The sequence below is a fragment of the Pseudomonas hunanensis genome, from assembly GCF_013393325.1.
In the GTDB taxonomy this organism is placed as follows: domain Bacteria; phylum Pseudomonadota; class Gammaproteobacteria; order Pseudomonadales; family Pseudomonadaceae; genus Aquipseudomonas; species Aquipseudomonas putida_P.
This window is the reverse complement of the sequence record NZ_QJRC01000086.1, coordinates 44550-56414: the sequence shown is the minus strand read 5'-3', so window position 1 is coordinate 56414 and position 11865 is coordinate 44550. Positions and strand designations below refer to the sequence as shown.

At 63.0% G+C, this 11865-nt stretch carries 12 protein-coding genes; 7 read left to right on the top strand and 5 right to left on the bottom strand.

Features of this window, described 5'->3' with window-relative positions:
• The 3 genes from DM807_RS12820 to rpmE all read right to left on the bottom strand — a co-directional run.
• Positions 1-1093: malic enzyme-like NAD(P)-binding protein (locus DM807_RS12820; RefSeq protein ID WP_179027441.1), on the bottom strand; the 1093-nt coding region annotated here is incomplete at its 3' end.
• Positions 1094-1270: 177 nt separating this feature from the next.
• On the bottom strand, positions 1271-2092 hold the full coding sequence (locus DM807_RS12815) for a thermonuclease family protein (protein ID WP_012274638.1): 822 nt from the start codon (positions 2090-2092) through the stop codon (positions 1271-1273).
• A gap of 2 nt (positions 2093-2094) precedes the next feature.
• On the bottom strand, positions 2095-2310 hold the full coding sequence (gene rpmE / locus DM807_RS12810; RefSeq protein WP_012274639.1) for a 50S ribosomal protein L31: 216 nt from the start codon (positions 2308-2310) through the stop codon (positions 2095-2097).
• A 167-nt stretch (positions 2311-2477) separates the two neighbouring features.
• Between rpmE and DM807_RS12805 the strand changes: the two genes are divergently transcribed.
• The 3 genes from DM807_RS12805 (at position 2478) to DM807_RS12795 (ending at position 7254) form a co-directional block, all read left to right on the top strand.
• Positions 2478-4697: a primosomal protein N' gene (locus DM807_RS12805; RefSeq protein ID WP_179027440.1), complete on the top strand. Its 2220-nt coding sequence runs from the start codon at positions 2478-2480 to the stop codon at positions 4695-4697.
• 120 nt (positions 4698-4817) lie between these two features.
• Positions 4818-6554, top strand: a complete 1737-nt coding sequence (gene argS, locus DM807_RS12800; RefSeq protein ID WP_012274641.1) for an arginine--tRNA ligase — start codon at positions 4818-4820, stop codon at positions 6552-6554.
• A gap of 1 nt (position 6555) precedes the next feature.
• Complete coding sequence (locus DM807_RS12795) at positions 6556-7254, top strand: SPOR domain-containing protein (RefSeq protein ID WP_012274642.1); 699 nt, start codon at positions 6556-6558, stop codon at positions 7252-7254.
• Between the two features lie 37 nt (positions 7255-7291).
• Here the strand turns inward: DM807_RS12795 and DM807_RS12790 are convergent, their stop codons facing one another.
• Entirely contained in the window at positions 7292-7711 is a 420-nt protein-coding gene (locus DM807_RS12790) for an NINE protein (protein WP_179027439.1), read from the bottom strand.
• Positions 7712-7877: 166 nt separating this feature from the next.
• Between DM807_RS12790 and DM807_RS12785 the strand changes: the two genes are divergently transcribed.
• The gene (locus DM807_RS12785) at positions 7878-8504 is read left to right on the top strand and encodes a C40 family peptidase (RefSeq protein ID WP_012274644.1); all 627 of its coding nucleotides are present in this window, start codon (positions 7878-7880) and stop codon (positions 8502-8504) included.
• A gap of 111 nt (positions 8505-8615) precedes the next feature.
• On the opposite strand, the gene DM807_RS12780 is transcribed toward DM807_RS12785, so the two are convergent.
• Positions 8616-9614 carry a type IV pilus twitching motility protein PilT gene (locus DM807_RS12780; RefSeq protein ID WP_179027438.1) on the bottom strand — a complete coding sequence of 333 codons (999 nt, stop codon included), beginning with the start codon at positions 9612-9614 and terminating at the stop codon, positions 8616-8618.
• A gap of 65 nt (positions 9615-9679) precedes the next feature.
• Here DM807_RS12780 and DM807_RS12775 point away from each other — a divergent pair, with 65 nt between their 5' ends.
• From DM807_RS12775 to DM807_RS12765, 3 genes are read left to right on the top strand one after another with little or no spacing between them, the layout of a single operon-like run.
• The gene (locus DM807_RS12775; protein ID WP_179027437.1) at positions 9680-10366 is read left to right on the top strand and encodes a YggS family pyridoxal phosphate-dependent enzyme; all 687 of its coding nucleotides are present in this window, start codon (positions 9680-9682) and stop codon (positions 10364-10366) included.
• Between the two features lie 38 nt (positions 10367-10404).
• Positions 10405-11223, top strand: coding sequence for a pyrroline-5-carboxylate reductase (gene proC, locus DM807_RS12770; protein ID WP_060492999.1), 819 nt, complete (start codon positions 10405-10407; stop codon positions 11221-11223).
• A gap of 10 nt (positions 11224-11233) precedes the next feature.
• Positions 11234-11824 (top strand): YggT family protein, encoded by a 591-nt coding sequence (locus DM807_RS12765; RefSeq protein WP_012274648.1) that lies wholly within the window; start codon positions 11234-11236, stop codon positions 11822-11824.
• Positions 11825-11865: the final 41 nt, after the last annotated feature.

Below are 11865 nucleotides of genomic sequence, written 5' to 3'. Positions count from 1 at the left end.
CGTAGGCTTCGCACACTTCCTTAGGCACTGGCAGCTTGGCCAGGTCTTTCAGGGCGATAGCAGCGGCGATCTTCATTTCTTCGTTGATGCGCTTGGCGCGAACGTCCAGGGCACCACGGAAGATGAACGGGAAGCCCAGTACGTTGTTGACCTGGTTCGGGTAGTCGGAACGACCGGTAGCCATGATCACGTCGCTGCGAGTGGCGTGCGCCAGCTCTGGCGAGATTTCCGGGTCCGGGTTCGAGCAGGCGAACACGATCGGGTTGGCCGCCATCGACTTCAGGCCTTCCGGGCTCAGCAGGTTCGGGCCGGACAGGCCTACGAACACGTCGGCACCGTCAAGGGCGTCAGCCAGGGTGCGCTTGTCGGTAGCGTGGGCGAACTGCGCCTTGTACTGGTTCAGGTCGTCACGGCCAGCGTGGATCACGCCGCTGCGGTCGACCATGAGGATATTGCTAGCGCCCGCGCCCATGCTTATAAGCAGCTTCATGCAAGAGATGGCTGCAGCGCCAGCCCCCAGGCAGACGATCTTGGCGTCCTCCAGCTTCTTGCCGGCGATTTCCAGGGCGTTGATCATGCCGGCCGCGGTAACGATGGCGGTACCGTGCTGGTCATCGTGGAACACCGGGATGTCGCACTGCTCGATCAAGGTGCGCTCGATTTCGAAGCACTCAGGGGCCTTGATGTCTTCAAGGTTGATGCCACCGAAGGTGATCGAAATGCGGCGGACGGTGTCGATGAACGCTTGCGGGCTTTCCGACTCGACCTCGATGTCGAATACATCGATACCAGCGAAACGCTTGAACAGAACACCCTTGCCTTCCATGACCGGCTTGGAAGCCAGTGGGCCGAGGTCACCCAGACCGAGGATGGCGGTGCCATCGGAAATCACCGCAACCAGGTTGCCTTTGCCGGTGTATTTGTAAGCCAGCTCTGGATCACGGCCAATTTCGCGTACCGGCTCTGCAACACCTGGGCTGTAGGCCAGGGCGAGGTCACGGGCGGTGGCAGTGGGCTTGGAGAGTTCGACGCTCAGTTTCCCCGGACGAGGTTGAGCGTGATATTCGAGAGCGGCGGTTTTCAGGTCTGACATGGTGGGCATTCCGCTATTTACTGTTCTGACGGACCGCCGAGGATACGCAAAGAGCCGGGGAGTCACAAGACTGGTCGGTCACTTGTGTCAAGGCCTTTAGCCTACGACTTTACGCTATAACCCACGGGGCATACGGCTCACAGTGTGTACAATCCAATAGCGAAATGTCTACATCTTTTAGCCTGAAATTCGCTCCAACATGCTCGGATCGGTCAATGGCAACACCCAACGTCGCTGCCCAGGCTTGAGGCCGCCCCTGCGGGAACGATCCAGCACCCAACCACGCGCTTCGACCTGGCGTCCTTTGAGGTTATCGAAGAAGCTGGCAGGGAAGTTGCGCTGCAGACGAGCGGGAACCTGTAGCACCACAGCATCGTCCAGGGTCAGCCAGACCCCGCCGCGGTTGCGCTCGATGCCCTTGATGCGGCCACCGACCAAAGCAAAACCCGACTGCCTGACAGCGCTTGCGGGCACCACGGGCGAACGGCGCCACAGGTTGCTACCCGCCTTGCGCGCGGCTTGCTCCGCGAGCTGCTGGCAGCCGTTGAGGCGCACATTGGGGGCAACCGCCACGCGATAACCCAAGCCCTCGCTAAGCAACTGTGCTTCCAGATTGTTGCCATTACGGCCATAGACGTGCGCCAGTGTGCGGCCGTATTTGTCCTTGGATTCAACGCCAGGCACCAGCCCGACACGCCCGTCACTTTCCTGAACCAACGCCTGCAGGCGCCGCTTGGCTGCCTCGGCATAGGGCTCGCTGCTGCGCCCTTTGCGGCCGATTTCCGGAGCATTGATACCGATCAGCCGCACACTGCGGCCATCGGCCAGGCGCAAGGTATCGCCATCGACCACCTGTCGCACCGCTACCAACTGGGGCTTGCCTGGCAGCGGGCAGAACGCATGGGCCGAAGAATGCCAGATAGCGGCCACAAAAAAGGCGCCCACAAGGGGCGCCTTCTTCAGCAACAACGCGAAGCCCGAAGGATTCGCCATGCGCATGATTACTTCTTGGTACCGAACATACCGAAGCGGTCGGCGAACTTCTGTACGCGACCACCGGTGTCCAGGACTTTCTGCTTACCGGTGTAGAACGGGTGGCACAGGTTGCAAACGTCGATCGACAGGACATTGCCCAGGGTCGAACGGGTTTCGAACTTGTTGCCGCAGCTGCAGGTGACTGCAACTACTTCGTAGTTCGGGTGGATACCTTCTTTCATGGTCACTTCCTCGAGCTGCGTGCCGCCACCCAACACCAATTGTTGAATACCGCACGTAATTAGGCGGCGAATAATACCAGAGCACACCGTCAGCGCAAGATGTCGCTTGCACCGACCGTCGTCTGCTAGGCTCGCCAGTTCTTGTAACGCCCTCCGAGACTTTTTGCGTGTCCGACGTCATCCTGCGCCTTGCCCTGCCCTCCCCGCTGCGTCGCCTGTTCGACTACAAGGCGCCGGCGAGCATGGCACGCCAGACCTTGACCCCGGGCATGCGCATTCGCGTGCCCTTCGGTCGCCGCGAAATGATCGGCGTGTTGGTGGAGGTGTGCACGCAGAGTGAAGTACCCGCCGACAAACTCAAGCCGGCCAGCGCCTTGCTCGACCCGGTGTCCCCCATCCCGGCGTCGCTGTTCAAGTTCTGCTTATGGACAGCCCAGTACTACCAGCACAGCCTGGGCGACACCCTGAGCTGGGCCTTGCCCACGCTGCTGCGCCAGGGCGAACCCGCTGAAATGCGCCAGGAACGCTTCTGGCACATTGCCCCCGGCGCCCGCCTGGAAGACCCGCGCATCGCCCGCGCGCCGCGCCAGCGCGACGCCCTCAAGACCCTGGCCCAGCACCCGCACGGCGTGGCCCACAGCCTGCTGACCAAGCTCAACCTGAACAAGGACAGCCTCGACTTGCTGCTGGCCAAGGAGCTGGTTCAGATCGAGGTGCGCCGGCACCTGCCGGCGCTACGCCATGAGCACTGGCTGGCACAGCCAGAACTCCCGCTCAACGAAGAGCAACGCAATGCCTTCGACGCCGTGCGAGAAGGCTTTGACGGCTTCGGCGCGTTCCTGCTGGCCGGCGTCACCGGCAGCGGCAAGACCGAGGTCTACCTGCAACTGATCCGCGAGACGCTGGAGGCCGGCAAGCAGGCACTGGTGCTGATCCCGGAGATCAACCTCGGCCCACAGACCCTGGCGCGCTTCGAACAACGCTTCAATGCCCGCATCGCCCTGCTGCATTCGGCGGTCAACGACCGCGAGCGCCTGGACGCCTGGCTGGCCGCTCGCGACGGCGAGGCCGACATCATCATCGGCACCCGCTCGGCACTGTTCACGCCGATGAAAAACCCCGGTCTGATCATCATCGACGAGGAGCACGACGGCTCTTATAAACAGCAGGAAGGGCTGCGCTACCACGCCAGAGACCTGGCAATGGTACGCGCCCACCAGGAGAACATCCCGATCCTGCTCGGTTCTGCCACACCGTCGCTGGAAACCTTGCATAACGCCCTTACCGGCCGCTACCGCCTGCTGCGCATGAACCAGCGCGCTGGCGGAGCCCGCCCGCCGCGCATGCTGCGCCTGGATGTAAAGAGCTTGCCGCTGGACAGTGGCATCAGCGGCCCGTTGCAACAAGCCATCCGCCAGACCCTGGAGGCCGGCCAACAAGTGCTGGTGTTCCTCAACCGCCGCGGCTTCGCCCCGACCCTGCTGTGCCACGATTGTGGCTGGCTGTCCGAGTGCCCGCGCTGTGATGCGCGCATGACCGTGCACCAGCGCTCTGGCGTGCTGCGCTGCCACCACTGCGGCTATGACGAACGCCTGCCGCACCAGTGCCCGCAGTGCAATCACGTCGACCTGCGCCCGGTCGGCGCGGGTACCGAGCGTGCCGAAGAACGCCTGAAGGTGCTGTTCCCGGACTACCCGATCCTGCGCGTGGACCGCGACAGCACGGCGCGCAAGGACGCCATGCACAACCTGTTCAATACCATTCAGCGCGGCCAGCCGAGCATCCTTGTCGGCACGCAGATGCTCGCCAAGGGCCACCACTTCCCCCGGGTGACCCTGGTGGCCATCCTCGATGCCGATGGCGGGCTGTTCTCGGGTGATTTTCGCGCCAGCGAGCGCATGGCGCAGCTGATCGTACAGGTAGCCGGACGGGCCGGGCGGGCCGAAGAGCCCGGCAAGGTCATCATCCAGACCCACCTGGCCGACCACCCGCTGCTGGTGCAGTTGACCGAGCAGGGCTACTTTGCCTTTGCCGAACAGGCTCTGGATGAACGCCGCGCCGCCGGGCTGCCACCTTACTCCCACCTGGCCCTGCTGCGTGCCGAAGCGCACAAGCCGGGGCAGGCCGAAGGTTTCCTCGACGAAGCCTGCGCCGCCGCCGAGCGCCTGGTGGCCGAACAGCGCCTGCCAGGCATAGAGCTGCTGGGCCCGGTGCCGGCGCCCATGGAACGCCGCGCCGGGCGCTACCGCGCGCAACTGTTGATACAGGCCAATACCCGGGCGCCTTTGCATCGACTGATCAGCGCCTGGTTGCTAGTGTTGGAGCAAATGCCGAGCGGGCGCCAGGTGCGTTGGTCGCTGGACGTCGACCCGGTCGACCTGTACTGACCTCTGACGCTGCTTTGCAGCCCCAAAGGTTGGCAACCCGCTTCCAGCAACGGATAATGCCCAGTTTTTCCACCTGCGCATCCAGGCGCTCACCGCGCTTGCGGTCGAAAAGAGATCCCCATGAAAGACACCATTCGCCAGCTGATCCAGCAAGCCCTCACCCAACTCGTCAACGACGGTGTGCTGCCTGAAGGGCTGTCGCCGGCGATCCAGGTGGAAAACGCCCGGGACAAGACCCACGGCGACTTCGCCAGCAACATCGCCATGATGCTGGCCAAGCCGGCTGGCATGAAGCCGCGCGACCTGGCCGAGAAACTGATCAATGCCCTGCCGGCCAGCGCCGACATCAGCAAGGTTGAGATCGCCGGCCCCGGCTTCCTGAACTTCTTCCAGAACACCGACGCTTTGGCCAACCGCCTGGATGCCGCCCTGGCCGACGCCCGCCTGGGCGTGCGCAAAGCTGGCCCGAGCGAAAAGGTCGTCATCGACATGTCGGCGCCGAACCTGGCCAAAGAAATGCACGTCGGCCACCTGCGCTCGACCATCATCGGTGACAGCGTCGCGCGCGTGCTGGAATTCCTGGGTGACAACGTCATTCGCCAGAACCACGTCGGCGACTGGGGCACCCAGTTCGGCATGCTGATGGCCTACCTGCAGGAAAACCCGATCACCAGTGACGAGCTGTCAGACCTGGAAAACTTCTACCGGGCGGCGAAGAAACGCTTCGACGAATCGGAAGAGTTCGCCACTCGCGCCCGTGGCCTGGTGGTCAAGCTGCAGGCCGGCGACCCCGAGTGCCTGGCCCTGTGGACACGCTTCAAGGACATCTCGCTGTCGCACTGCCAGAAGACCTACGAGCTGCTCAACGTCAAGCTGACCATGGCCGACGTGATGGGCGAAAGCGCGTACAACGACGACCTGGCCAACGTGGTGGCCGACCTCAAGGCCAAGGGCCTGCTGGTCGAAAGCCAAGGCGCCCAGTGCGTGTTCCTCGAAGAATTCAAGAACAGCGAAGGCGAGCCACTGCCGGTGATCGTGCAAAAAGCCGACGGCGGCTACCTGTACGCCACCACCGACCTGGCCGCCGTGCGCTACCGCAGCAACGTGCTCAACGCTGACCGTGCCCTGTACTTCGTCGACCAGCGCCAGGCCCTGCACTTCAACCAGGTGTTCGAAGTGGCACGCCGCGCAGGCTTTGTCGGCCACCCGATGCAAATGGAGCACATGGGTTTCGGCACCATGAACGGCGCTGACGGCCGCCCGTTCAAGACCCGTGACGGCGGCACCGTAAAGCTGATCGACTTGCTCACCGAGGCCAAGGAGCGCGCCTACGCGCTGGTCAAGGAAAAGAACCCGAGCCTGACCGAAGCCGAACTGCGCCACATCGGCGAAGTGGTGGGCATTGGCGCGGTGAAATACGCCGACCTGTCCAAGCACCGCACCAGCGACTACAGCTTCAACTTCGAGCTGATGCTCAACTTCGAAGGCAACACCGCGCCTTACCTGCTGTATGCCTACACCCGCGTAGCCGGCGTGTTCCGCAAGCTGGGCAAGGGCTTTGACGAAGTTGAAGGCAACATCGTATTGCAGGCGGCCCACGAGCAGGACCTGGCCGCACGCTTGGCGCAGTTTGGCGAAATCCTCAACAACGTCGCCGACAAAGGCACGCCGCACGTGCTGTGCAGCTACCTGTACGACTTGGCCGGCTTGTTCTCCAGCTTCTACGAGAACTGCCCGATCCTCGCCGCCGAAACCCTGGAACAGCAGCAGAGCCGCCTGCGCCTGGCCGCCCTGACCGGCCGTACCCTCAAACAAGGTCTGGAACTGCTCGGCCTGGAAACCCTGGAGCGCATGTAAGTTGGCTGCCAAGAAAAAACCTGCCCCAAAGCGCGGCGCCAGCCGTCAGACGGCGCCGGCCAAACAGCCGATCCCCGGCTGGGTATGGCTGGCAGTCGGCCTGACCGTAGGCGCGTTCATCGTGTTCTTGATGAAGCTCGAACCCGGTGGCGACGACATCAAGCGCGCCAAACCCGAGCAGCAGAAGCCGGAGAAGGTGGCCGAGGCCAGCAAGCCCGCGCAGGCCACCCCGCAGCAGCCGGTGAAGCCGAAGTATGACTTCTACACCCTGCTGCCGGAGTCCGAGGTAATCGTGCCGCCAGAGGCCGTGCCAGAGAAGACGCCTCCGGTCCCGGCACAGCCGGTAACCCCGGTGACCCCGGCCGAAGCGGCGAAGATAGACACCGCTCGTGCACAGGCAGCCTTACTCGGTCAGACCCCGCCACCGCCACCACCGGTGATCAAGCCGGCAGCGACCACCCAGTACTTCCTGCAGGCGGGCTCGTTCCGCAAGCAGGCCGATGCCGACAAGGTGCGCGCACAGATCATTCTGCTGGGCCAGGCGGTAAAGGTGGAGTCAGGTACGGTCAAGGACGAAACCTGGTACCGCGTGCTGGTCGGGCCGTTCAGCAACCGTGAGCAGTTGACCGGCGCACAGAAGCAGCTGGCCGGGGCTGGGTTCAGCAACCTGTTGCTGCAACAGCGCCAGACCCGCCAGTAAGCCTTGGTTGGGGGCTGCGTTGCAGCCCCCGCCTACCTCATCCCCGCCCCGCATTCCGCTCGGAAACCTGGCTGTTCAGCGTCCAGAAGTCATACAGCACCCCCACCAGGAACAACCCGCCGGAAAAGAAGTAGATGATCGCGGTGATCCATTTACCCTGATACAGGCGATGCAGGCCGAACACCCCCAGGAAGGTCAGCAGAACCCAGGCGATGTTGTAGTCGATACGCCCCGACTGGAACCTCAGGTCAGCCTCACGGTCCATGGACGGGATCAGAAACAGGTCGATCAGCCAACCGATTCCCAGCAGGCCGAAGGTGAAGAACCAAAGGGTCCCCGTAATCGGCTTGCCATAGTAGAAACGATGGGACCCGGTGAAGCCGAAAATCCACAGCAAGTAGCCAATGGTTTTGCTGTGGGTGTCGTGAAAGGGCGCCCCCTGTTGATAACTGTTCATTCATAGCCCCTTTGGGTTATCCGAAAATTTTCTAAAAAAAAATGTGACTTTCTCGTCGCAGGCCGACGTACGGCACCTGGGCAATCGACCAACGGATCAAAGATTGATCAAAAAGCTGTTATAAAGTTGCGCGCCCAACACATAACTATTCATAAGAGCTTCATCTATGCCGCCTTTGATCAAGACATGGCTGACCCTCTGCCTATTATTGCCCCTGGCCGCCCACGCCACCAATCGTGAGCAACGTCTTCCCAATGGTTTCACCGGCTACACCACCAACGCCTCGGTGAAACACGCACCGGTCAAGCAAACCACACTGCGCGCTCGCCCAAGCAATGCCGCCAGCAGCCGCGGCGTGCAGGTTGCCGCCATGTCGCCGAAGCAAAGCAGCGATGTGCTCAGCCGTGCGGTGAATGTGCTCGGTACCCCCTATGTTTGGGGCGGCAGCAGCCCGAAAAAAGGCTTCGACTGCAGCGGGCTGGTCAAGTACGCCTTCAATGACGTCGCCGATGTCGACCTGCCGCGCACCTCCAATGCCATGGCCCAGGGCCACGGCGTGAAGGTGGCCAAAGGTGACCTGAAGCCTGGCGACCTGATTTTCTTCAACATCAAGAGCCGCCGGGTGAACCATGTTGCCATTTACCTGGGCAACGACCGCTTCATCCACGCCCCACGGCGCGGCAAGCGGGTGAGCATCGACACCCTGAGCAAGCCGTACTGGCAGAAGCATTACGTCGTGGCCAAGCGAGTACTGCCGAAGGAACAGCAGCAGCTGAGCCTGGCCAAGCGTTAAGCAGGCCAGCCTCTTCGCGGGCCAGCCCGCTCCCACAGCGATGACACAGCCCTCAAAATCTGTGCTGACCCTGTGGGAGTGGGCTTGCCCGCGAAAGGGCCGGTGTAAACACTACAGGTCGTTGATCAGCCCCTTCTCTTTCAACCCCCGCATCGCCCCCTCCATCGTCCGCATCCCCTCCACCCCTCCCGCCTGCATCACCGAACACAACTGCGCCACCCGCCCCTCCCGAACCAGATTGCGCACCGCCGGCGTCGCCACCAGCACTTCCCGAGCCGCCACCCGTCCACCACCCACACGCCTGACCAGCACCTGCGCGACCACCAGGCGCAGCGACTCGGCCAACATCGCCCGCACCAACGGCTTTTCCTCGGCAGCGAATACCTCCACCAACCTGTCGATACTGCTGGCCGCCGAACGTGCATGCACGGTTGCCAGCACCAGATGCCCGGTTTCGGCCGCGCGCAGGGCCAGGCGAATGGTTTCCAGGTCACGCAACTCGCCGATCATGATCACATCCGGGTCCTGGCGCAGCGCACTGCGTAGCCCCTGAGCAAAGCTGTGGCTATGACGCCCCACCTCACGCTGATTGACCAGGCTGCGCTGGCTGCCGTGGATAACTTCGACAGGGTCCTCCAGGGTAATGATGTGCAGCGCCCGCTCGCGATTCAGTTGATCAACCAGCGTCGCCAGGGTGCTGGACTTGCCACTGCCGGTCGGCCCACCCACCAGAATCAAGCCATCACGGCATTGGGCAACAGCTTGAAACACATCTGCCAGATCAAGCTCATCCAGCGTGGCAATTCGCCCCTGAATCAACCGAAAAGTGACAGCTGGACCATTCAATTGGCGAAACAGGTTCAGCCGAAAACGCCCAAGGGCAGGTAACTCCAGCGCCAGGTCCAGTTCATCGCCATGGGCCCACTGTCGTCGCTGGTGGTCATCCAGCACGGCAGCCATGCCATCGATCAAGGCATCCGCCCCCAAGGTCGGCAAATCCATCCCCTGCAACTCGCCATCCAAACGCAGCATCGGTATCTGGCCCGCCGCCAGGTGCAGGTCCGAAGCCCCCGCATCCACGGCCCGGGCCAACAGGTCAGTCACGTCCATGAGACTCCCCAAAGGCCTTCAAGTAGGTAGAATGCCGCAAACCCTTCAGTTGCCGGCATCCGTCCATGTCCACCCTAGCAGACAACCTTTCCGCGATTTCCGCCCGTATCGCCAGCGCCGCCCAGGCAGCCGGGCGCGATCCGGCCAGCGTTCAGTTGCTGGCCGTGAGCAAGACCAAGCCGGCCAGCGCCATCCGCGAGATCCACACCGCAGGCGTGCGCGATTTCGGGGAGAACTACCTACAGGAAGCGCTGATAAAGCAGCAGGAGCTCAGCGACTTGCCCTTGATCTGGCACTTCATCGGCCCCATTCAGTCGAACAAGACCAAGGCCATCGCCGAGCATTTCGACTGGGTACATTCCGTGGACCGCCTGAAAATTGCCCAACGCCTGTCCGAGCAGCGCCCTGCCGGTCTGGCGCCGCTGAACCTCTGCCTGCAAGTGAACGTGAGTGGCGAAGACAGCAAGTCTGGCTGCGCCCCCGCAGACCTGCCGGCCTTGGCCAAGGCCGTGGCCGGGCTGCCCAACCTGCGCTTGCGCGGGCTGATGGCAATCCCCGAGCCCACCGACGACCGCGCCGCCCAGGAGGCTGCCTTCGCCCATTTGCGCCAGTTGCAGGAAAACCTGGGGCTTGATCTGGACACCCTGTCCATGGGCATGAGCCACGATCTGGAAGCCGCGATCGCACAGGGTGCGACCTGGGTGCGTATCGGCACCGCCCTGTTCGGTGCCCGCGACTACGGCAACACCTGATTCCATGCTTCACTCACTCTTTTCCACAAGGACCTGACATGAGCAAGACACGTATTGCCTTTATCGGCGCCGGCAACATGGCCGCCAGCCTGATCGGCGGTCTGCGTGCCCAGGGGCTGGACGCCTCGCAGATCCGCGCCAGCGACCCGGGCGCCGAGACCCGCGGCCGCATCCAGGCCGAGCACGGCATCGAAACCTTCGAGGACAACGCCCAGGCCATCGAGGGCGCCGACGTCATCGTGCTGGCGGTCAAACCACAAGTCATGAAGGCCGTGTGCCAGGCCCTGCAACCCAACCTGCGGGATGGCCAACTGATCGTTTCCATCGCTGCCGGCATCACCTGCGCCAGCCTGCAAAGCTGGGTGGGCGCTCGCCCGGTGGTACGCTGCATGCCCAATACCCCCGCACTGCTGCGCCAGGGCGTGAGCGGCCTGTACGCCACCGCCGAAGTGTCCGGCGAACAGCGCCAGCAGGCCGAACAACTGCTGTCGGCCGTGGGCACCGCCTTGTGGTTGCAGCAAGAACAGCAACTGGACGCCGTTACCGCCGTATCCGGCAGCGGCCCGGCCTACTTTTTCCTGCTGATCGAGGCCATGACCGCAGCCGGCGAAAAACTTGGCCTGCCACGCGAAACCGCTTCCCAGCTAACCTTGCAGACCGCCCTGGGCGCCGCGCGCATGGCGGTTGCCAGCGATGTCGATGCCGCCGAACTGCGCCGCCGCGTCACCTCGCCCGCCGGCACCACGGAAGCGGCGATCAAATCGTTCCAGGCCAGCGGCTTCGAAGCCATCGTCGAGCAGGCGCTGCAAGCTGCAGCCACGCGCTCCGCCGAACTGGCCGAACAACTGGGCAAATAAGGAGCTTTAGATGAATGCACTGTCCGGCGCCGCGATCTTCGTGGTGCAAACCTTGGTCAGCCTGTACCTGGTGATCGTCCTGCTGCGCTTCGTGCTGCAACTGGTCAAGGCCAATTTCTACAACCCGCTGTGCCAGTTCGCGGTGCGTGCCACCCAGCCGCTGCTCAAGCCGATCCGTCGGGTCATTCCCAGTGTCGGTGGGCTGGACACCTCGTCTCTGCTGTTGGCAATCGTGATCCAGGCGCTGCTGATGGGCTTTGTGCTGATGGTCACCTATGGCACCTTCGGCGACATCCTGCACCTGCTGATGTGGGCGATCATCGGCATCACTTCGCTGTTCCTGAAGATCTTCTGGGTGGCCATGATCGTCATGGTGATCGTGTCCTGGGTAGCCCCCAACAGCCACAATCCGGCGGCCGAGTTGGCCTACCAGATCAGCGAGCCGGTACTGGCACCGTTCCGCCGCCTGGTGCCCAACCTGGGCGGCATGGACATCTCGCCGATCTTCGCCTTCCTGGCGATCCAGGTGATCCAGTCGTTCGTAATGCCCCCGCTGGCCGCCTACGCCGGCATGCCACAAGAACTGTGGCGCATGATCTGACCCTGCTTACCCCCAGCGGCAAGCCTTTGCTTGCCGCTGGG

Excerpts from the sequence above, each read along its gene's own strand:
- DM807_RS12815 (WP_012274638.1), bottom strand. The coding sequence starts at position 2,092 with ATGCGCATGGCGAATCCTTCGGGCTTCGCGTTGTTGCTGAAGAAGGCG.
- rpmE (WP_012274639.1), bottom strand. The coding sequence starts at position 2,310 with ATGAAAGAAGGTATCCACCCGAACTACGAAGTAGTTGCAGTCACCTGC.
- argS (WP_012274641.1), top strand. The coding sequence starts at position 4,818 with ATGAAAGACACCATTCGCCAGCTGATCCAGCAAGCCCTCACCCAACTC.
- DM807_RS12790 (WP_179027439.1), bottom strand. The coding sequence starts at position 7,711 with ATGAACAGTTATCAACAGGGGGCGCCCTTTCACGACACCCACAGCAAA.
- DM807_RS12785 (WP_012274644.1), top strand. The coding sequence starts at position 7,878 with ATGCCGCCTTTGATCAAGACATGGCTGACCCTCTGCCTATTATTGCCC.
- DM807_RS12780 (WP_179027438.1), bottom strand. The coding sequence starts at position 9,614 with ATGGACGTGACTGACCTGTTGGCCCGGGCCGTGGATGCGGGGGCTTCG.
- DM807_RS12775 (WP_179027437.1), top strand. The coding sequence starts at position 9,680 with ATGTCCACCCTAGCAGACAACCTTTCCGCGATTTCCGCCCGTATCGCC.
- proC (WP_060492999.1), top strand. The coding sequence starts at position 10,405 with ATGAGCAAGACACGTATTGCCTTTATCGGCGCCGGCAACATGGCCGCC.
- DM807_RS12765 (WP_012274648.1), top strand. The coding sequence starts at position 11,234 with ATGAATGCACTGTCCGGCGCCGCGATCTTCGTGGTGCAAACCTTGGTC.